Origin of the sequence: Paenibacillus vandeheii (assembly GCF_030433635.1) — a bacterium.
Classification (GTDB): domain Bacteria; phylum Bacillota; class Bacilli; order Paenibacillales; family Paenibacillaceae; genus Paenibacillus; species Paenibacillus vandeheii.
In genome coordinates this window covers 507,598-529,438 of the sequence record NZ_JAROCD010000003.1, presented here as the reverse complement: position 1 = coordinate 529,438, position 21,841 = coordinate 507,598, and the positions used below count along the sequence as shown (strand labels likewise).

20 protein-coding genes are annotated in these 21,841 nt (G+C 45.9%); all 20 read right to left on the bottom strand.

What is annotated here, in order from left to right:
- Window positions 1-242: 242 nt before the first annotated feature.
- The 20 genes from P5G61_RS07960 to P5G61_RS07865 all read right to left on the bottom strand — a co-directional run bounded on the left by P5G61_RS07960 (window position 243) and on the right by P5G61_RS07865 (window position 21,818).
- Window positions 243-4,562: a PolC-type DNA polymerase III gene (locus P5G61_RS07960; RefSeq protein ID WP_079346936.1), complete on the bottom strand. Its 4,320-nt coding sequence runs from the start codon at window positions 4,560-4,562 to the stop codon at window positions 243-245.
- 152 nt (window positions 4,563-4,714) lie between these two features.
- Entirely contained in the window at window positions 4,715-6,169 is a 1,455-nt protein-coding gene (gene proS / locus P5G61_RS07955) for a proline--tRNA ligase (protein ID WP_301245975.1), read from the bottom strand.
- Window positions 6,170-6,230: 61 nt separating this feature from the next.
- Entirely contained in the window at window positions 6,231-7,502 is a 1,272-nt protein-coding gene (gene rseP, locus P5G61_RS07950) for an RIP metalloprotease RseP (RefSeq protein ID WP_079346938.1), read from the bottom strand.
- Window positions 7,503-7,615: 113 nt separating this feature from the next.
- Window positions 7,616-8,755, bottom strand: a complete 1,140-nt coding sequence (locus P5G61_RS07945) for a 1-deoxy-D-xylulose-5-phosphate reductoisomerase (RefSeq protein WP_079346940.1) — start codon at window positions 8,753-8,755, stop codon at window positions 7,616-7,618.
- A 67-nt stretch (window positions 8,756-8,822) separates the two neighbouring features.
- Window positions 8,823-9,617, bottom strand: a complete 795-nt coding sequence (locus P5G61_RS07940; RefSeq protein ID WP_301245974.1) for a phosphatidate cytidylyltransferase — start codon at window positions 9,615-9,617, stop codon at window positions 8,823-8,825.
- Window positions 9,618-9,633: 16 nt separating this feature from the next.
- Window positions 9,634-10,401, bottom strand: coding sequence for an undecaprenyl pyrophosphate synthase (uppS, locus tag P5G61_RS07935; protein ID WP_285079510.1), 768 nt, complete (start codon window positions 10,399-10,401; stop codon window positions 9,634-9,636).
- A gap of 89 nt (window positions 10,402-10,490) precedes the next feature.
- A complete protein-coding gene (gene frr, locus P5G61_RS07930) occupies window positions 10,491-11,045 on the bottom strand; it encodes a ribosome recycling factor (protein WP_024630246.1) in 555 nt (184 codons plus the stop codon).
- Complete coding sequence (gene pyrH / locus P5G61_RS07925; protein WP_024630245.1) at window positions 11,045-11,773, bottom strand: UMP kinase; 729 nt, start codon at window positions 11,771-11,773, stop codon at window positions 11,045-11,047. Before pyrH ends, frr begins: the two co-directional genes overlap by 1 nt.
- 229 nt (window positions 11,774-12,002) lie before the next feature.
- Window positions 12,003-12,653, bottom strand: coding sequence for a translation elongation factor Ts (gene tsf / locus P5G61_RS07920; RefSeq protein WP_024630244.1), 651 nt, complete (start codon window positions 12,651-12,653; stop codon window positions 12,003-12,005).
- Between the two features lie 116 nt (window positions 12,654-12,769).
- A complete protein-coding gene (gene rpsB, locus P5G61_RS07915; RefSeq protein ID WP_024630243.1) occupies window positions 12,770-13,468 on the bottom strand; it encodes a 30S ribosomal protein S2 in 699 nt (232 codons plus the stop codon).
- Window positions 13,469-13,742: 274 nt separating this feature from the next.
- Window positions 13,743-14,375 carry an endolytic transglycosylase MltG gene (locus P5G61_RS07910; RefSeq protein ID WP_094936451.1) on the bottom strand — a complete coding sequence of 211 codons (633 nt, stop codon included), beginning with the start codon at window positions 14,373-14,375 and terminating at the stop codon, window positions 13,743-13,745.
- Between the two features lie 3 nt (window positions 14,376-14,378).
- Window positions 14,379-14,951 (bottom strand): DUF6115 domain-containing protein, encoded by a 573-nt coding sequence (locus tag P5G61_RS07905; protein WP_301245973.1) that lies wholly within the window; start codon window positions 14,949-14,951, stop codon window positions 14,379-14,381.
- A gap of 66 nt (window positions 14,952-15,017) precedes the next feature.
- Entirely contained in the window at window positions 15,018-15,332 is a 315-nt protein-coding gene (locus tag P5G61_RS07900; protein WP_285079514.1) for a hypothetical protein, read from the bottom strand.
- Between the two features lie 52 nt (window positions 15,333-15,384).
- Window positions 15,385-16,794 carry a flagellar assembly protein A gene (locus P5G61_RS07895; RefSeq protein WP_301245972.1) on the bottom strand — a complete coding sequence of 470 codons (1,410 nt, stop codon included), beginning with the start codon at window positions 16,792-16,794 and terminating at the stop codon, window positions 15,385-15,387.
- A 69-nt stretch (window positions 16,795-16,863) separates the two neighbouring features.
- Window positions 16,864-17,652 (bottom strand): FliA/WhiG family RNA polymerase sigma factor, encoded by a 789-nt coding sequence (locus tag P5G61_RS07890; RefSeq protein WP_024630238.1) that lies wholly within the window; start codon window positions 17,650-17,652, stop codon window positions 16,864-16,866.
- A gap of 15 nt (window positions 17,653-17,667) precedes the next feature.
- Window positions 17,668-18,111, bottom strand: coding sequence for a hypothetical protein (locus P5G61_RS07885; protein ID WP_079346952.1), 444 nt, complete (start codon window positions 18,109-18,111; stop codon window positions 17,668-17,670).
- 3 nt (window positions 18,112-18,114) lie between these two features.
- The gene (locus P5G61_RS07880) at window positions 18,115-18,612 is read right to left on the bottom strand and encodes a chemotaxis protein CheD (protein WP_024630236.1); all 498 of its coding nucleotides are present in this window, start codon (window positions 18,610-18,612) and stop codon (window positions 18,115-18,117) included.
- A complete protein-coding gene (locus P5G61_RS07875) occupies window positions 18,605-19,198 on the bottom strand; it encodes a chemotaxis protein CheC (RefSeq protein WP_301246005.1) in 594 nt (197 codons plus the stop codon). The genes P5G61_RS07880 and P5G61_RS07875 overlap by 8 nt, the downstream gene beginning before the upstream one ends.
- Window positions 19,199-19,235: 37 nt before the next feature.
- Complete coding sequence (locus tag P5G61_RS07870; protein WP_024630234.1) at window positions 19,236-19,697, bottom strand: chemotaxis protein CheW; 462 nt, start codon at window positions 19,695-19,697, stop codon at window positions 19,236-19,238.
- Between the two features lie 42 nt (window positions 19,698-19,739).
- Window positions 19,740-21,818 carry a chemotaxis protein CheA gene (locus P5G61_RS07865; protein WP_301245971.1) on the bottom strand — a complete coding sequence of 693 codons (2,079 nt, stop codon included), beginning with the start codon at window positions 21,816-21,818 and terminating at the stop codon, window positions 19,740-19,742.
- Between the last annotated feature and the right edge of the window lie 23 nt (window positions 21,819-21,841).

The window sequence follows — 21,841 nt, the reverse complement described above, 5'->3', positions numbered from 1 at the left end:
CTTAGGTTAAACCAGCAAATAAGGACTGGCAATTTCTTCATTACCCAAGATTCTTGTATACCAAAGACTAAAGAGTGGGTTTCCCCACTCTTTAGAAATTCGTACTATCTCGTTCACTTCAAAAATTATAACATAGTCTGGTAATAGTGACAAGTAAGCGATCATTCAGGCATTTTGGTTACTAATGAAGAAAAATTTCGTAATCACATCACAGACCAACATTGGATACGCAAAATGCCATTTTAGAACAGCGATAATTGATTGCTTTCCGGCAAACCACGGAAGCATCCCATACCGGTTAACAGCTCAACAATCGTTTTACTTGCTTTGGACTTCTGCTGGAAATCTTCAATCGACAGGAATTCTCCATGCTCTCTTGCCGCAGCGATGTTGCGTGCAGCGTTATCCCCGATTCCTCCCAATGCAGAGAACGGAGGAATGAGTGAATTACCGTCAACGATAAACTTCGTCGCTTCCGAACGATAGAGATCAATCGGTTTGAGCGAGAATCCGCGTGCTGCCATCTCAAGTGCCATCTCAAGGACAGGCAGCATATTTTTTTCTTTTGGCGGTGCTTGGAAACCTAATTGTTCAATCTCTACGATCTTCCGATAGATGGGCTCATAGCCCTGACATACCAATTCTATATCAAACTCATCCGCACGAACTGTGAAGTATGTCGCGTAGTATTCAATAGGGTGATACAGCTTGAAGAAGGCTGTACGCACTGCCGAGATAACATAAGCTGCCGCGTGGGCCTTCGGAAACATGTACTGGATTTTAAGACAGGAGTCAATGTACCATTGCGGTACCTTGCAATTTTTCATCTCATCAATCCATTCTTGCGGCAAACCACGCCCTTTACGCACACTCTCCGTAATTTTAAAGGCCAGACTGGCGTCCATGCCTGCCTTATAGATCAGGAACAACATGATATCATCCCGGCAACCAATCACCGTTTTGATGTTACACGTTCCATTTTTGATTAGATCTTGTGCGTTACCGAGCCATACCCCCGTACCATGAGACAATCCGGAGATCTGGAGTAAATCGGCAAAAGAAGAAGGCTGTGATTCGACAAGCATCTGACGTACAAACTTCGTGCCCATCTCTGGTACACCAAAGGTGGCAACAGGTGAACGAATCTGCTCCGGCGTAACGCCCAGTGCCTCCGTTGAGTTGAACATGCTCATGACTTTAGGATCATTCATCGGAATCGTCGTTGGATCGATTCCCGTCAAATCCTGCAGCATCCGCATCATGGTTGGATCATCGTGCCCCAGAATATCGAGTTTTAGCAAATTTTCTTCGAAGGCGTGATAGTCAAAGTGCGTTGTTTTCCACTCCGCATTAACATCATCGGCCGGGAATTGTACAGGCGTTACATCTTCCACTTCAATATAGTCTGGTACAACGACAATACCACCAGGATGCTGTCCGGTACTACGCTTAACCCCTGTGCAGCCGGAAGCAAGACGATTCAGCTCAGCCCCGCGCCATTTCTTGTGATGCTCTTCCTCATATTTCTTGGCAAAACCGAACGCCGTTTTCTCAGCCACCGTGCCGATCGTGCCCGCACGGAAAACACTCTTTTCGCTGAAAAGCACCTTAGTATAGTTATGCGCATGCGGCTGATAATCACCCGAGAAGTTCAAGTCAATATCGGGAACCTTGTCCCCTTTAAAGCCAAGGAAGGTCTCAAACGGAATATCCTGCCCTTCGCCTTTTAATCGGCCTCCACAATCAGGGCATTCTTTCTCAGGAAGGTCAAATCCACTCGGTACACTGCCGTCGAGGAACCACTCACTGTGTTTGCATTCTGGATTCACACAAATATAGTGTGCTGGCAGCGGATTAACCTCGGAAATACCCAGGAAAGTAGCAACGACAGACGAACCAACGGATCCCCGGGAGCCGACAAGATAGCCGTCCTGATTTGATTTTTTAACCAGTCGTTCTGAGATCAGATAGTTGGCAGAAAAACCGTATTTGATGATTGGCTTCAGTTCTTTCTCAAGTCTCGCCACGATGACTTCCGGCAGTTCCTCACCATAAATGGACTTGGCGGTATTATAGCAAGTATTGCGGATTTCATCGTCCGCACCTTCCAGGATTGGGGTAAACAGCTTATCCGGGAACAGCTTGATTTCCTCAAATCGATCCGCTAATTCAACCGTATTTGTAACGACAACTTCGTAGGCTTTGTCTTGGCCCAGGTACTGGAACTCTTCCAACATTTCATCTGTCGTTCTTAAGTGAGCATCCGGTTTACGCTGATCTTTGAGCGGGCTAAAGCCTGTAATTCCATGAATGGTAATATCCCGATATAGCTTGTCGCGCGGCTCCAGATAATGCACGTTACCTGTCGCTATGACCGGTTTCCCCAATTTTGCACCAATGTCAACAACTTTGCGAACAGCGAGCTTCAATTCCTCAGGTGTAGCCACCAGCCCTTTGTCCACCAAGTGCATATACATCGTCAGAGGCTGGATCTCCAAAATGTCATAGAAGTGAGCGATCTCTTCTGCCTCTTCAAGTGATTTATTGAGCACTGCCTCGAAAAACTCGCCTTTTTCACAACCGGATAAAATAATGAGGCCTTCACGCAAATTGATCAGTTTCGATTTCGGAATACATGGTACCCGTTTGAAGTGCTCCGTATGAGAAAGGGATACCAGTTTATAGAGATTCTTTTTGCCGACATCATTCAAAGCATAGATTCCACAATGGAATGGACGCGTATTCGAGAGATCAACACCGACATAATCGTTGAGCCGATCAAGCATGGTCAGGCCTTTCATCTGAAAAGCATCATTAACCAATCCATTCAGTATACCTGCGAGTGCAATCGTATCATCAATCGCCCTGTGATGACTTTCCAGGGCTACTTTATATTTATCCGCCAGCGTATTCAGACGGTGGTTCTTCATTTTTGGATATAACAACCGTGCTAGTTCCAATGTATCAAGGACAGGGTTCGGAAGCTCAGGCATACCAAGCTGTTTCAGTGAAGCCTGAATAAAGCCCATATCGAATCGCGCATTATGCGCAACCAATACACCATCTCCTGCAAACTCTACAAAGTCACGGATAACCGGCTCTAGCTCCGGTGCATCCTTCACCATATCATCGTTAATGTTGGTCAACTGCTGAATGTTATATGGAATGCGCTCATGCGGATTTACAAACGTAGCAAAGCGATCAATCTCTTTACCGTCCTCCACCTTCACTGCCGCAATCTCGATGATTTTGTTCTGGGTTACCGATAGACCTGTGGTCTCAATATCAAAGACAATATACGTCGCTGATTTGAGCTCCAATGGCTGCGGCGCCAAAACAACAGCAACCGAATCGTTCACCACATTGGCTTCAAGGCCGTAAATCATTTTAATTCCATTTTTCTTGGCCGCTTTGGACGCCTCCGGATACACCTGCACACCGCCATGATCACTTACCGCGATTGCCTTGTGTCCCCATTCCGCTGCAGTCTTTACATATTTGTCGATCGAAGTTACGGCATCCATTGTACTCATTGTGGAATGCAGATGGAACTCAACCCGTTTCTCCGCTGCATTATCCTTACGGGATGGTGGTGCCTTTACTTCAACCAAATCTGACGGAATCATAGCAAGTTCCGGGATTTGCATAAACCGGTCGTATTCTACACGTCCACGGACTTTTACCCATTTTCCATTGGCGAGCAAGCTGAGAATTCTGACATCCTCTTTTGTTTTGGCGAACATCTTCATTTGCATGGAATCCGTGAAGTCCGTCAAATAAAACGTAAATAACGTATTTCCGTTACGCAATTCCTTGCGATCCAGTCCAAAGACCGTTCCCTGCAGCGTAACCTTTTTCTCTTCATCTTGAACTTCCTGCATAGGTACAGGTGGCTCTTTGATCTCATATCCCATTTGTAAGCGAACGTCGCCCTGTTCTTCCTCTTCAGGCATTTCCGAGTCCACTTCGCTCATCATCTGTTCGATTACTTGAAGCTCTTCTTCCCGCTTCTTGAGCTGGAATTGCTCCATCGCCTCTTTGTTGCTTTCAACCTCACCAACGAGCAGTTTGACCCGCAAGGGCACTTGAAAATACTTATCATAAAAGGTTGTTATTGCCTGATCAATTTGCTTCTTCTTCGCAAGCTCCATCGACATGGCATCACTCATGGTCAATTGCAGCAGATCTGCTTCACATTCAAACTTGGTGCGATTCATCCAACCATTAACGGATGGAATTTCCCGTGTAACCCACTCTAGGAACAGATTCCAATACTCACTGACAATATCACCAATCTCGACCTGATCACTATATTTGAAACCAAACGTAATCTTGGAAATATGATTCATTTTCTCCTGGATATGCAGGCAAAATGTACGATAGATTGGAGCAGGAACCAAAGTATCCTTTGCAATCACAATAGTCCAATCGCGGTTGCTACGGCTTGTCTCCACCCGTTCTATCCATCCATCCAAAAAGTAGGGCTCTATCAGGCCAGCCGGAAGCTCCGTCTGTTTCATCAACAACTCAAACCGTTTTCTCTTCTCCTCGAATCCACTCATCGTGTTCCTCCTTGTACCCCCTTCAAACAGAAAAAGCCTCTGCATTCAAAAATGTCCCCGATCCGAACCCGCACCGACTCATTTTATCCGACAGAAGCTCTCCATTCCTTACTCTTACGGTGAATAAGTGCAGTTAGTCATGTCTTCCTGACCTAGTACGCTCTTGCAAACACAACCGTGTGTTTCGCTTGTTCACCACAAGCCAGGCACGTATGCTTTTCTTCCGCAGGCTGGAACGGAATATTCCGGCTTGTTGCACCTGTTACTTCTCTTACTTTATCTTCGCAAGCTTCTGAACCGCACCATCCAGCCAGTGTGAACCCGCGTTTGTTTTCCATCAATTCCTTCATCTCATCAAGCGTACCGACAGAGTAGAAGTTGTCCGACATAAACGTGCGAGCACGTTGCAGCATATCGGCTTGCACTTGAGTCAGCATCGTCTGGATTTCTTCCACCAGATTCGCTTGTTCAACCACTTTCTTCTCTCCAGTAATCCGGGAAACGAGAACACACACACCATTCTCCATATCACGCGGACCAATCTCAAGACGAATTGGAACACCACGCATTTCGTACTCGTTAAATTTCCAGCCTGGACGAACATCACTGCGATCATCCATTTTCACACGGATTCCCGCTTGTTTCAGTTCAGCGAACAACTCATCCGCACGGCCTACAACGGCATCACGCGTTTTTGGAGGTCCAATCGGAATCATAACCACTTGTGTTGGTGCTACTTTAGGAGGAAGAACCAGACCACGGTCATCCCCGTGAACCATAATCAATGCACCGATCAGACGTGTGCTTGTTCCCCATGAAGTGGTGTGAGCCAGTTCCAGCACGTTGTTGCGGCTAAGATACTGGATCTCAAATGCTTTCGCAAAATTTGTACCCATATAATGAGAAGTTCCTGCTTGAACCGCACGTCCATCCTTCATCATCGCTTCGATGGAGAAGGTGTCTACAGCACCTGCAAATTTCTCGGATTTTGTTTTCTGACCTGTAATAACGGGAATTGCCAGATATTCTTCCACAACTTCGCGGTAGATTTCAAGCATTTTCATCGTCTCTTCGCGTGCTTCTTCTTCGTTCTCGTGCGCCGTATGGCCCTCTTGCCACAGGAATTCACTTGTACGAAGGAAAGGCAGTGTTCTCTTCTCCCAGCGAACCACGTTAGCCCATTGGTTGATCAGTACTGGCAAGTCACGATACGACTGAATCCATTTGGAGTACATGTGACCAATAATGGTTTCGGAGGTTGGACGGATTGCCAGACGCTCTTCCAGCTTTTCTCCGCCTGCTTCCGTTACCCAAGGCAATTCAGGATTGAACCCTTCCACATGTTCTTTTTCTTTTTGGAAAAAGCTCTCGGGAATGAACATTGGGAAGTAAGCATTGCGGTGGCCGGTTTCACGGAAACGACGGTCCATCTCATCCTTGATGTGCTCCCAAATTTCGAAGCCGTCTGGTTTGAAAACAATACAACCGCGTACGGGTGAATAGTCCATGAGATCAGCTTTTTTAATAACATCAATGTACCAGCGTGAGAAATCCTCGCCCTGAGGTGTAATTTCAGTCACGAACTGTTTATCATTTTCCTTTGACATAAGACTCCAGCGTCCTCCCATAACGACTAGCTCTGAATAGTCAAAGCTAGTCAAACCATAATTATCCGTTAATTAATCGTAATATATCATTATATGTTACTGCCAGCATCAGTACAAACAACATGGCGAAGCCGACAAAGTGAACCATGCCTTCCCGATTCGGGTCTACTGGTCTGCCCCGCAGCCCTTCAATTCCGAGGAATACAAGACGGCTTCCATCCAACGCTGGAATTGGCAACAGATTGAAAATACCGAGGTACAGACTCAAGATAGCTGCCCATCTCGTCAACTGCTCGATCCCCTGCTTCGCGATTTGGCCTGTAACTTCAAAAGTACGCACAGGACCACCAATATCATCCATGTTAAACTGATTGATCAAGTGCTTGAAGCCTTCAAAGATCACTTTGGTTGTATCGACCATCGCTATCCCTGACACCTTGAAGGTTTCTACAAATCCAACGGATCGGGTTGGTAGCGTTGGTACAATTCCTACTTTCCCGCCTTCTTGTCCTTCTACGGCACGAGGTGTAATCGTTATATTAAACGTTTCATTTCCCCGACGCAGCGTCCATTCCATCGGTTTGTCTTTGGAATCAGCAATCATCGTCACCATTTTTTGCGAATCTGTACCAATAGCAGTACCATTGATTGTTTCAATGATATCTCCCTTTTGCAAATTCGCCTGGTCGGCGGCTCCACCTTCAAGCACTTCACCAATTTCCAAATTTTGCGGATTTTCAACGACAACGCCTGCCATTTGCGCATATACGGCAAACAACACAAATGCCAGGATGAAATTCATGAGTGGTCCGGCAAAAATAGCCAGGGCCCGCTGCCCCACCGTTTTACTACCAAATTGGCGATCTTTCGGTGCAATCTGGGTTTGTTTGCCTCGACTTACTAACATCGCTTGCGGATGTATCCGGTACTGCTGAATTTCGCCATCCACATCGAGTTGCAATTTCAGCGCAGTCTCCATATCTATGGAGATCACTTCACCACGAATTACATTTTTTCGGTTATCCAATTGATCGAGGTAGATCATTTTGACTTGGTCATCAGCAGCTCTTACTGCAATGGTCTGACCTTCTTGAATCTCTACCAGTTCCGGGTCTTCCCCAGCCATACGTGCATATCCGCCAAAAGGCAGCAAACGCAGTGTAAACTGGGTCTCGTTTCTTTTATATGAGAACAATTTGGGACCAAAACCGATCGCAAATTCCCGTACAAGAATACCGGCGCGTTTGGCAAAATAATAATGTCCCCATTCATGAACCGTCACGATGACAAAGAACATGAGCACCGTTAGAAATACCACTTGTATGGTTTCCAATCCCTATCCATCCTCCTTCACGGCACGAACCGCAGTCTGTCCCTTTAGATTATCATTATTCTCTGATGCCGCACAAGAGAATCACTTCTTCCATTTTATCTTGAAAAAAGAGATCAAAGACTGAACGCAAGTTGACGGCTCTCCTGATCACATCTTGCGATTTCCTCCAGATCAGGCTCGTCCACATTGCGGTGTGCTTCAAGCACAGAAGCAATAATATCCTCTATTTTAAGGAACGAAATCTCTTTGCGCAAGAAACGGGCTACGGCAACCTCGTTGGCTGCATTAAACGCCGTTGTTGCGGTTCCTCCCATTTTACCACACTCGTACGCCATTCTTAAACAAGGGAACCGTTCCATATCCATCTCACGGAAATGCAGCTCGCTCGCTTGCGCTAAGGATAGACGTTTCGCAGGTGAAGGCAAGCGGTCAGGATAAGTCAGTGCATACTGAATGGGAACACGCATGTCCGGATTGCCAAGCTGCGCAATAATACTCGTATCATTGAACTCCACGTAGGAATGAATGATGCTCTCCGGGTGAAGCAACACATCAATCTGATCATAACTTAGACCAAACAGCCAATGTGCTTCAATAACTTCCAGACCTTTATTCACCATCGTCGCCGAGTCTATCGTGATCTTCGAGCCCATGGACCAATTCGGATGTTTGAGCGCATCTTCCACGGTAACTTCCTTTAACTGTTCACGAGTCAAATGACGGAAAGATCCTCCAGAGGCCGTAAGCGTAATTCCCATCACACGTTCACGAGGCTCTCCATTCAGGCATTGAAAGATAGCCGAGTGCTCACTATCTACAGGCAGAATCGGTACCCCTTTTGCAGCCGCTCTGGCAGTAACAATGTGTCCCGCTGTAATTAGAGTCTCCTTGTTAGCCAGCCCAATCTGTTTGCCTGCATCAATAGCAGCCAGGGTTGACTCAAGCCCAACACTCCCCATTACAGCAGTAACAACCGTATCTGCATCCGTTCCGGCAGCAACTTCCACCAGTCCTTCTTTACCATAAAAAAGCTGCGTTTCAGCAGGTAAGTGCGGAGCCACGATTTCGGCCAGCTCTTTCGAGCCAACGGATACCTTTTTGGGCCGGTAGCGCTTCGCTTGTTCAATCAGCAGTTCTATATTGCCCCCAGCAGCAAGTCCCTCTACTTGAAAGCGTTCGGGATGCATATCGACTACATCCAGTGTCTGGGTTCCAATGGAACCCGTTGACCCGAGAATCGCAATTTTTTTCATGCCGCACCTCATCTTTATTTATCCAATGCCTATGACGAACATCTCGTCATGTGGCTTGTGCTCATCTTTAATAGGGCAAAAGCATTAGTATATGTACGAATGGAAAAACGACAATCCAGCTGTCGCACCGATCCAGAATACCGCCATGCCCCGGGAGCAGAGTGCCGGAATCTTTGATGTTATACACACGTTTGTAAGCAGATTGGATCAGATCTCCCATCTGTCCCACAACCGCGCATGCAATCCCAATCCATACCGCTCTTTGCCAAGACAACAACCCGTCTGACACCCATGCAAAAACAACAGAAGTGACTACCGCGATTACTATCCCGCCCAGCGCGCCCTCTACTGTTTTGTTAGGACTAATCGAGGGCCACAATTTGTTCTTTCCGATCAGTTTTCCAACAAAATAGGCACCCGCATCACTTGCCCATATGGAACCTAACAGCAGAAATGTCCAGAACAATCCGTGATGCAAATGTCTCGATTCTGCAATGTAATAAAAACCGATTCCAATGTACATTACTCCCAGAAAGAGCATAGCTACTGTGTTCACAGAAATCTTATTTTTAGTTACAACAGAGGCCGTCATTAAAACCAGCATCACAATCCAGGCAATCTGGAATAACGTTAGCGGTCTGGCTTCCCAAACCATTTCCCAAGGAAATACAATTGTAAAGATACCTGCATAACCGATTAGGGCTACACCTGAAAAAGGCTGTACCCCGGTCATTTTCACAAATTCATAATAACCGATGAGAGCCATAAGCAATACCAAACCATGGTACCAGGGTCCGCCCAGCATGCAAAAACCCAAAAACAACACACCTGCTATGATTCCAGTCGTTAATCGCTGTTTCAACGGCTTCATCCTCCATCTATTTCAAACCGCCGTAACGCCTTGTTCTGCGCTGATATTCGGCTACTGCTTCAAGCAAATGCTTTTTGCCAAATTCGGGCCAGTATATATCCGTAAACCATAATTCGCTATATGCAAGCTGCCAAAGCATGAAATTGCTTAATCTCAACTCTCCACTCGTCCGGATCAGCAAATCCGGATCAGGCATATCCCCAGTGAGCATATGTTTGTCAATGAGTTCAGGCGTAATATCCTCTGCCGATAGTTCCCCCGACTTTACCTGCAGAGCGATCTGTTTGACACATTCTGTCATTTCGCGACGACTTCCGTAGTTCATTGCAAAATTCAAAACAAGCCCTGTGTTATGTTCCGTAAGACGTATAGCTTCTCGCAAAGCATTAATGGTATGAGAAGGCAAATGCTCTTCCTGGCCCATCATACGAATGCGTACATTTTTTTCTATCAGTTCATCCAGCTCTATCGCCAAAAATTCTTGCGGAAGCCGCATCAGAAAATCCACTTCTTCTTTTGGACGCGTCCAGTTTTCTGTCGAAAAAGCGTACATCGTCAGATATTTGATGCCCAGTTCATCCGCCGCGATGGTCGCACGTTTGACCGCCTTCATCCCATTCTGGTGGCCAGCTATTCGCGGGAGACCCAAACGTTTCGCCCATCGTCCATTGCCGTCCATAATGATGGCGACGTGCTGCGGGATATTATCCTCGGATATAGTCAGCGTTTCCTGCTTGTCAGCCCCATTCCACCACGACCGAACCCGTTTGATCATTCCTGTTCCTCCAAAATCCCTGAAGTTTCTTCACCTGAAGCTTGGAAAAAGAGACAAAACCCCACCGTATTGGAGGGGCTGCGCTTGTCTTACACTTCCATGATTTCTTTTTCTTTGGCAGCGAGTACCTTATCGACTTCAGCAATAAACTTGTCGGTCGATTTTTGGATGTCGTCTTGATGTCTCCGGGACTCGTCCTCGGAAATGTCTGACTTCTCCATTTTTTTAATATCATCATTCGCATCACGGCGAATATTACGAATAGCTACTTTACCTTCTTCACCGAACTTTTTCGTCAACTTCACAAGTTCTTGTCTGCGTTCTTCCGTAAGTGCTGGAATGGACAGACGAATCATCGTTCCGTCGTTCGCTGGCGTAAGGCCAAGATCGGATTTCATAATTGCACGCTCAATGTCCCCCATGGAGGATTTATCCCATGGCTGGATCATCAGTGTCCGGGAATCCGGTGTACTGATATTAGCCAATTGATTGAGCGGAGTCATTGCACCGTAATACTCCACTTGAATCCGGTCGAGAAGAGCCGGAGTTGCACGACCTGCACGCAAAGTGGCAAGATCACGTCGTAACGCTTGAATCGCTTTATCCATACGTTCTTCGGCATGTTTTTTAACCGCTTGTGGCATTAATCTACACTCCCTTTAACGATTGTCCCGATGCGTTCACCAAGAACAACACGTTTGATGTTACCTTGTTCCGTAATGGCAAATACGATCAACGGAATGTTGTTATCCTTACAAAGCGAGGACGCCGTTGAGTCCATTACTCCAAGATCTTTGTTAAGTATATCCATGTAAGTCAACTGATCAAACTTGACAGCAGTGCTGTCCTTAAACGGATCTGCTGAGTAAACACCATCAACTTTGTTTTTGGCCATCAAGATGACTTCTGCTTCGATCTCCGCTGCGCGCAGTGCTGCTGTTGTATCGGTGGAGAAGAACGGGTTACCTGTACCTGCTGCAAAAATAACGACCCGGCCTTTCTCCAGATGACGAATAGCTCTACGACGAATATAAGGCTCTGCGATTTGTTGCATGGCAATCGATGTCTGTACGCGTGTAGGCACTTCAATCTGTTCCAGTGCATCTTGCAGTGCGAGCGAGTTCATAACCGTCGCCAGCATCCCCATATAATCCGCAGTCGCTCTGTCAATGCCGTTTTCGCTACCGGCAATTCCACGCCAGATGTTTCCGCCGCCACATACGATAGCAACCTGTACACCTAGTTCAACCACTTCTTTTACTTGCTGGGCAATCGACGAGATCGTCTCTGCATCAATACCGTAGCCGTTTTGACCGGAAAGAGACTCTCCGCTGACCTTTAAGACAACACGTTTAAATACTGGCTGTTCCAATTATTCACCCTCCACTTTGAATTGAACACCCTGGGCGTTCAACCAACAAAACTTCTCGCGCATGGCCTCCTGCTTAAAAAGAAAGGAACACAGTTGTGTTCCGCTCTTTTAGGAAAAACGTTCAACCGGTAAGGCATTGTTTTCCTGGGATATAAGGGAGTAGCGCTTCGAAGTTTCATCATTCTTATATCTTCGAAAATCATTTCTGCTTGCCAGTTTGAAAAACGTCTTATTTGTTCACTTGGGACATAACTTCTTCTACGAAGTTGTCTACTTTTTTCTCAAGACCTTCACCCAGTTCGTAACGAACGAAACGACGGATGGAGATGTTTTCACCGATTTGGCTAACTTTTTCGTTCAACAGTTGGGAGATCGTTTTGTCTGGATCTTTAACAAAAGTTTGCTCCAACAGGCAGAATTCTTCGTAATATTTACCAATACGGCCTTCAACCATTTTTTCAACGATTTTTTCTGGTTTGCCTTCGTTCAAAGCTTGAGCTTTCAAGATTTCTTTCTCTTTTTCCAGCTCTTCTGTAGGAACTTCTTCACGAGTGACAAATTTCGGGTTCGCTGCTGCGATTTGCATAGCGATGTCCTTAACGAAATCTTTGAATTGGTCTGTTTTACCAACGAAGTCAGTTTCACAGTTAACTTCTACCAGTACACCAATACGGCCACCAGCGTGGATATAAGATTCTACAACGCCTTCAGTTGCTGCACGTCCAGCTTTGCTTGCTGCTGCTGACAGACCTTTTTCACGAAGCAATTCAGCTGCTTTCGTGATGTCACCGTTTGCTTCTTCTAGTGCTTTTTTGCAATCGAGCATACCTGCGCCCGTTTTTTCACGGAGTTCTTTTACTGCACTCGCATTAACTGCCATTATTAATTCCCTCCAAAAATAAGTAATTGTACGTACACTCTAAAAAAAGGGCAGTGAGAGGTTATCCACCTACCAACCACCCTTTTCATTTAATTCATTAGATATGTTCGAATCTATTAAGCGGAAGTTTCTTCGCCTTGGTTAGCTTCGATAACGGCATCAGCCATTTTACCTGTCAACAGCTTAACGGCGCGGATTGCGTCGTCGTTACCCGGGATAACATAATCGATCTCGTCCGGATCGCAGTTGGTATCAACGATACCTACAATTGGGATACCCAATTTGCGAGCTTCCGCAACAGCGATACGCTCTTTGCGTGGATCGATGATGAACAGGGCGCTTGGCAGGCCTTTCATATTTTTAATACCGCCGAGGAATTTCTCCAGGCGATCTTTCTCTTTGCGAAGCAAGATTACTTCTTTTTTAGGCAATACAGCGAAAGTACCGTCTTCTTCCCAAGCTTCCAACTGTTTCAAACGATCAATACGTTTTTGAATAGTTGAGAAGTTAGTCAGGGTACCGCCGAGCCAACGTTGGTTAATGTAGAATTGACCAGCGCGTTCAGCTTCTTCTTTAACGGAATCTTGAGCTTGTTTTTTCGTACCCACGAAAAGAATTGTACCATTCTCTCCTGCGATTCCTTTAACGAAGTTGTAAGCCTCTTCGACTTTTTTCACTGTCTTTTGCAAGTCAATGATATAAATTCCGTTTCTTTCAGTGAAGATATAACGATCCATTTTTGGGTTCCAACGACGAGTTTGGTGACCGAAGTGTACCCCAGCTTCGAGAAGCTGCTTCATGGAGATTACTGCCATCTTCACACACCTCCTAATATGGTTTTATTGTGTCCTCCGCCGGCATCATTTTTCGCCAAGACTCTCCATCAGGAAAGCACCCTCAACAAAATTAGCACATGCGTGTGTTTTAACACCGTTATCTAATATATCATAACTGATTGCCTGATGCAACAGTCTTTCAAACTAAAATGCCTTGTACAAAAAAGCGCTCTTTTCAAACAAATTCATATCCGTTGTAGCGGTGCAAAACCTGTCACAATCTATAAATAAAAAACCGTCCTTCTGAGCGAACTCAGTTTGACGGTTCTTTTGTAATCTTGGCAATAATGGATTTGAAGCTTTCGCCCTTCTCCAGGTCATAGGTGCCTACTTGTATTTTGGTATTAATTCGCTCAGCCCTGCCAGCCTTTATGAAAGCTTGTGCACTATCGACAATCCCGGCTTTCTCCAGATTACCCGCCACGATGGCCAGACTGTTGCCTGAACGTACTTTGAAAGACACTGTAGCCGCAGCTTCAGGATTGTTAGGCGTTGACGGCTCAGTCGTCTTGGGCTGATTGACTTCATTCTGGTTTCCGCTTTTATTGGTGGCAGGCTGCTGTGGAGTCTCGGGTTGCTCCGGTTCCTCAGCTGACTTTGCCGCTTCGGGGGCCGTTGCCGTTTTCCCCTGCAGTTCGCTGCTCTCCTGTTTCTTCTTCGCTACCCACTCAGTTTCTGTATACAGCTCATCATCGGAAGCTACAAGCTTCATATCCATACTCTTCGCCGCCGCTTCAAGCTGTTCCATTGTCAGGTTGGCTGTAGCTACATCCGGGTCAAGATTACTCTCAGACAATGCGTTTTGTCCAACCGTTGCAAGCTGCAGCAATACCGCACCAACAATCATGCCACTTCCAAGTCCAATCCATAAGGAGCGCTTGTCCATTTCTTAGCTCTCCTCCCGTTCTGCCAGCTGTAAAATCAGCTGTACTTCTCCACGTTGTATGCCTGTCTGCTTGGCAATGGCATCCACTGACTTTCCTTCGGCATATAAATTAAACAGCTCTGCATATCGATCCTTAATGGATTCACGTACAGGCTTCAATTCTTGCTCAGTGGCCTGCTGCACTGTTTCTGATGCCTGTTGGGACAAATCAGCTCGCACACTGTCTACAAGCGCCTGAGCTTGCAATCCGCTTGTGCTATGTACCGGAATTATATTGGAGGATATGTCTGTTTGTGTCGTTTTACTTTCTTCCAGTTGATCCAGCCTCCGCTGTAATTCCTGAAGCTGAGATTGCATACGCTGATCTGCAGCCGTCGCCTCACCCTTCATCTCAGCAACACGCTGGATGAGAGCATCATTGTCGTTTTCGATCTCAGCCATATAATGTTCAAGCGTAGTTTCCATCTCTTGCACCAGGTGATGCCCAGGCTCCTGCCCCTTGTTTTTCTTGGGCATGATAAACGCATATGCAATAGCGCAGGCTCCTAATATGACAATAATGATCCATGGTGACAAATTGGGTTCTCTCCTTTTAATGCAGCCATCGATGCTCAAGACTACATGTGAGTCACATGTCATCCATTACAACGACAGGTCAATATGTTTTCCTTTGTATGGATGCTCGGCAGGTTTGACAGTTTCCAGTGTTGAAGTCGCTTCCGGTTCGTTGGAGCCGCTCTGCTGCTCTTGGTTTCTGGACTGACCATCGCGTACATTGGTGTGTGCTGTTTCATCCAGCGCCTCGCTTCGTTGCCTTGCTTCATTTGCTTCTTTGGCCGTTTGTTCTGCCAACAGGTTCTGGTCTGTCACCGGCCTCTGCTGAGCTTCACTCTGATAACGCCCGGCCTCACTTGTTCTAGGTACGGCAATCTGCAACTCAACCGCTTTGAAACTCATACGTTCACCTCACGGTATCGGATGGATTTCTTCATGTGTTTGAATGCTGTACTTAAACGAATGGAACCATCGTTATATCCCCATCATGATAATAAAAAGATATTCGACTTATCGGATCTTTAATAAATTTGGTGTATCTGCCGATAACTATTCTAGAGCCACCAAAAATCATCTTATGGATATCGACGCGAGCCCTGCTTGTATCTTCAAGCACCTTTTCGATTTCAAAGATACGTATTTTCGTTTCCTCACTAAGACGAAGGGCAGATTTTTGTGTAGCACTCAGTTTGATCCGCATTGACATTTTATCCGGGCTTAATTGCCCAGCAGCAGCTAACTGATCCAATAATGTCAAAGCTTTTTTCGTTTTATCCAAAGCATCCATCTGCTCCCTGACTTCCTTACGCAAGTCATTCAGCTCATTACGCAGCTTAGGTAATACACCTACTTCAATGGATGTCACAGTAGACATGCTGTTGCCAACAACACGTGCCGAGACTTTTTCACCGGCCTGGATCGACCCGCCAACGATAAGTCCTTTTGTGCCTTCACAGATTACCGCATTTCCTGCACGAATCGTGGAATGCATAATACTTTGGGATACCAGAACATTTTCCACCGCATCGACGTTGCCTTCTTGAATAAAGGTACATTTCACGTTATGTCCAGCTTGTATAAGTCCTTTGTTATAACCAATAATTCCGCCGGTAATTTCGACAGAGCCTCCCGCTTCCAGTTCCGCTCCCTCAACACCTCCGACAACACGAATATCCCCCGCCGCTTTTACTTTAAAACCGGTGAGCACATTACCTCGGATAACAACTGTACCCACAAAATCGATGTTACCAATGTTATAATCCACATCGCCATTGATCTCGTATACAGGAAACACATTCAATTTGTTGCCATCTGTTTTGGTGACCAATCCATCCAGAGCAGCATACATCGCAGTTCCTTCAGGATTAACGACAACGTTTTTCCCAACTTTGAAACGGGCTTCTTTCCCGGGACGAAAAGGGATTTCTTCACCAGTCACAGCCTTACCTGCCGTGCCATCCACAGGAGGAATACGTTCGGCAATGATTTGACCTGTTCGAACATTGTTTAAACGAGTCACTTCTTTGTAATCGACTTTCCCGTCTTCCGCTTCCAGAGGGCGCCGTTCATTGGAATCGTCCATGCCCACCAGTATCTTGATGAATCCATCCGTTCCCTGTACTGGTTTAATTCCTTCTGCAATCTTGCATCGATCCTTCACATACGTCTCAGGACGACTTGCAAAAACGAGCAGTGCTTCGCTCAGCACACCGTACTTAATGCCCTGACTTGCTACATATTGTTCGAGTTCCTCCGGTGTACAGGCAAAACCTTCTTCCTGTTTGGAAAATTCAAGGTAGGCCGTACTTTTATCATCTGATAAAACAATGCTCAAACACTGTTCCAAAACCGTCCGCTGTGTCAATGCATTTTTTCCCCCTTTTAGGCTTTCCACTCCCCAAAAATCCTAAAATTAACACTCTCTATTCGACTATTAATCTTTACGCATAAGTAAGTCTTTCTGTTTATCCAGCGTTCCGCGTAACCTTAAAATGGCTTTTGAGTGCAGTTGAGAAATTCGTGACGGAGAAAGAGACATGACCTCAGCAATTTCACTAAGAGACAGATCTTCATAATATAAAAGCGAAACAACCGTTCTCTCTTTGACCGTCAATTTATCAAGCCCTTGCACCAAAGCTTCTTTTAAATAGAATTCATTGACTTTATAATCCGGATTTTTAGCCTTTTCGTCGACCATTAAGGATAGTCGAGTCTCAGACTCTTCTTCCCGGATCGGGTCTTCTAGAGAGCAAAGCGACATCACTGCCACTTCCTGAAGCATATGTTGAAAGTCTTTCGTCGACACGTCGAGATACTGACTCATTTCTTCATCACTAACGGAGCGCAAATATGTCTGCTCTAACTGCTGGTAAGCATCTTCAATCCGCTTTGCTTTCTCCCGAACGGAACGAGGCACCCAATCTCCCTGTCGTAAACCATCAAGGATTGCACCACGTACCCGCCAGGAGGCGTACGTTTCAAATTGCAGGCCACGCTCATAGTCAAATTTCTCCAGCGCATCAATCAATCCCATGACACCATTGCTCTCCAGATCATCTTTCGGGACATTTTTGGGCAGACCGACAGCCAAACGCCCGGATACATAGTTTACAATATGAAGATACTTTTCGATCAAACTTTTCTTGGCTTCAAGATCGCCTTGTTCTTTCCACTTTTCCCACAGGTCAGCGTGGTTCAAATGTGAAGCTTTACGCTCGTTCAATTGCTTTCACCCTCCTTATTTGTCTGTCAGGTGACGAACGGCCTGCGCCAACTCCTCCGGCTCCTTGGTCCGGACAAGTTTAGGCGGATCCAAAGGAGCAAATCCCGTTGGAGCTTTCGTCTCAGATGGTGGAAGGTTCTCCCCAGAGGAGGCGTTCTGTCCATGTTTGAGCAAGTCGTTCAGCTCTTGTCCATCGTCTTCGAGTTTAATGTCCACCTGTGAACCTCTTAGTTCTTGAGCGCCCGGTGAATCATAACCATATTCATTCCCCTCTACCTGAGGGTTCAGCAGCAATCCCAGTCCCCAGCGTAAACCATAAGCAAGGACAAACCAGGCTACAAAGCCGATCAACCCGCGAATTAAACTGGTCATCAACACATTGCTGCTGTACGCTACAAAAAAAGTCAGAATAAATCCGACTATGCCTGCTCCAAGATTAATGCGGTAGTTTCCTATCATGTCTTATAGTTCCTTTACACCCATTTGGACACTTCGAATAGTCAAAAGTCCAGTTTCACAATCCATTTCAATCGTTCGTCCATAATTCCCACCGGTATCTTCCGCAAGAAGTGGAATTCCCAGCTTCTCTAACCATTCGCGACAAGAATCCGCATTCCTCGGTCCGATACGCATCGTATCCCCTGCCCCCGAGAAGGCAAACATCTGAGACCCTCCAGCCATTTTGGACACAATACGTGAACGAGAGGCACCGAGTTGTATCATTCTTTGTAACAATTCCGGCAATGCCGTATCTGCATATTTGGCTTTGTTCAACGTTCCTTCACGAGCAATCTCTGAAGTGGGGAGCATGACATGCGCCATTCCGGCAAGCTTCAAATGCGGATCATACATCGTTAATCCCACACAAGAGCCCAAGCCAGTCGTACGGATTACGCCGGGAAGATGAGCAATGTTCAAATCCGCCATACCGACTTTAACGACGCTTTTGTCTTCAATCATGATCCAGTGGCACCCCTAAAGATTCAAATATCTTAGCAAATGAAGGCGGATCCGGAATCAGGAAAAATTGACCCTCTACCTGATCTTCGCCTTCAAAGAAAGAAGTGTCAATCAATAATGCATCGTCACCCATTTCACCAAACTGCAGCAAACCATAACTTAAAATGGCTCCAGCCATATCAATAGCAAGTCCAGGAACGGTCGGATACATAGCTAGTTTGGTGAAATCTGCCAAAGAAGAAAGATACGAACCCGCCAGAATATTCCCGATTTCGGATAGAGCAGATTGTTCCATTTCCGTGAATGCAAGACCTTCCTTCAGATCAAAACCGGCAAGCAGGTTCAGCAGCATTTTGGCAGCCTCAGGTGCCATCATAAAGAAGAGATTGCCTGGTGCTTCGCCTTCAACACGAAGAAATACGGTAACAACAATACGTTCATCTCCGCCCACTTTCTCAGCAACTTCTTCAAAAGGAAGCATCTGTACTGTAGGTACACCCATGTCAATCGGTCTATTGAGAAGCTGAGACAACGCCGTTGCGGCGTTGCCTGCTCCAATGTTACCGACCTCTTTGAGCACATCCATTTGGAATCCCTCAAATCGGTTGAACAGTTCCACGGTGTTAGCCCTCAATACTTTCCAGCTGTACAATCTCGCTTTTATTTAATACTTCGTTGAGATTAAGCATGATCAACAAGCGCGTATCCTCCAGCTTGGCTACACCGCGCAGGTATCTTGCTTTAACTCCACCAACTACTTCCGGCGGACTATCGATAGCATCACGCTTAATGTCAATAACATCATTGGCAGAGTCAACGATAAAGCCAACTTGCATGTCGTCCACGCCTACAATAACAATACGTGTTTGATCGGTATATTCTGTTTCCGGCAAAGAGAATCGACCACGCAGGTCAATGACGGGAATAACAACACCACGTAAGTTAATAACCCCTTTTACAAAAGAGAAGGTCTTGGGAACACGGGTAATAGGCATCATACGCTCAATCGTCTGAACCTTATCTACCTCAATACCATACTCTTCGGAACCTAATTTAAAGACAATGACTTTCAACTCTTCTTCCATGGATAAAACCTCCCTATTAAATGTAAGACTTATCTTTTGTGCTTATTTAATAAACGCATTAGGGTCAAGAATCAGAGCTACTTGTCCGTCTCCCAGAATTGTTGCACCAGAGATCCCTTCAATGCCAGGAAGATAAGTCCCCATCGATTTAAGAACAATCTCATTCTGTCCAATAAATTCTTCAACTGCTACAGCTGCAAGACGTTCACCTTTGCGAATAACCACGATTTCAGTTTCTTGTTCGTCCGCATCATTGAAATCAGGCACCCCGAAAACTTCGCTCAAAGACAGGTACGGAATTAAAGACTCACGGAACGTGATCATTCTATTGCCATGAATGTTGCGAACCTGTTCACGCTGCACAATAGCTGTCTCCACAATGGAAGACAAAGGAACGGCATACTTCTCGGAACCAAGTCGGACAAGCATCGCAGCGATGATAGACAAGGTCAAAGGTAATTGAACGGAGAAGTTGGTACCTTTACCCGGTGTAGAATGAATGGTTACATTACCACCAAGGGAAGTGATTTTGGATTTTACAACATCCAAGCCTACTCCACGGCCGGAGATATCCGAGATTTTATCTGCGGTACTGAAGCCTGGTGCAAACAACAGCTGATTGACTTCATCATCACTCATCTTGGCACCTTGTTCTTCGGTAACAACGCCACGTTTGACAGCTGTTCTCAACAGATTATCGCGATAAATGCCTTTACCGTCATCTTCGATTTCGATAAATACATGATTTCCGCTATGGAAGGCGCGAAGGTTAACTGTTCCCAATTCCGGTTTACCTGCTGCCACACGCTCTGCGATCGATTCAACACCATGGTCAACAGCGTTACGAAGCAAATGCACCAGTGGATCGCCGATCTCATCGATTACCGTCCGATCAAGCTCGGTTTCGGCACCCGTAATGACCAGATCGATCTTTTTGTCCAGAGTTTTAGCCAGGTCACGAATCATACGCGGGAAACGGTTGAATACCGTATCCACAGGAACCATCCGCAATTTCAGTACAATATTTTGCAAATCTGTACTGACTCTGCTCAGATGAGCTACCGTGTCAGACAAATCATTATTACCCGTCTCGCTGGCCAACTGCTCCAAACGGGAACGATCGATCAGTAACTCGCTGAACAAGTTCATCAGTACATCAAGACGTTCTATATCCACACGGATGGTACGTGAGGGTGCAGCAGCTTGTTTAGGTGTAGCTGTTTTGGTCGCTGCCGGCTTCTTTGGTTCGTCTTTTGATGAAGAAACCGATTCCGGGGATGCATCTACTGGAGCAGGAACAGGTGCAGCTTCCATTTCAGCTGTTGCCGCTGCCTGATTGGTCATTTGCTGAAGAGTCTCTTGATCCAGCTGAATGACTTTGGCACTCTCAATTTCAGAGATGCTCATAATGCCTTTTTCAAGTTCCTGCGCCTCTTTGGTTGTTATGTAATACAACGAAAAACTGCGCTCAAACTTCTCTTGTTCGATATCCTGTACTGTTGGGAACGATTTAACAATTTCACCCGAGCGTTCTAACAGATCGAAGACCATATATGCACGTACGCCCTTCAGCTGGCTCTGCTCGCTGACAAGAACTTCAATATAGAGCACACGGTGACCTTCAGCTATGGACTGATCCAATACGGAGTACTGGAATTCGTCCAGTTCAACCGCACTTGGTGTTACTGTACTTGATGATTGGTTTACTGCGGCTGCTGGAGCAGCAGTACCTCCCGTCCATTCACCACTCTCAATGGCTTGGAGAGAGGCTACGATGGAAGAGACATCCGCTTTACCCTCTCCACCTTCGGTAATATCCTGAACCATTGTTTCCAGAGCATCCAAACTCTTGAACAGGGTATCAAAAATGAAATCCTGCATTTTCAACTTTTCATTACGTACCAGATCCAGCACATTTTCCATTTTGTGCGTCAATGATGCCAGATCCTCAAAACCCATTGTAGCAGCCATACCCTTCAACGTATGAGCGGAGCGGAATATGACCTGAACAATTCCCAGATCCTCCGGACTGCCTTCGAGTTGAAGCATATTTTCGTTAAGGGACTGCAGATGATCATTAGACTCATCAATAAACATAGATAAATATTGATTCATGTCCATTGTGAGGCACCTCCTCCATGAGT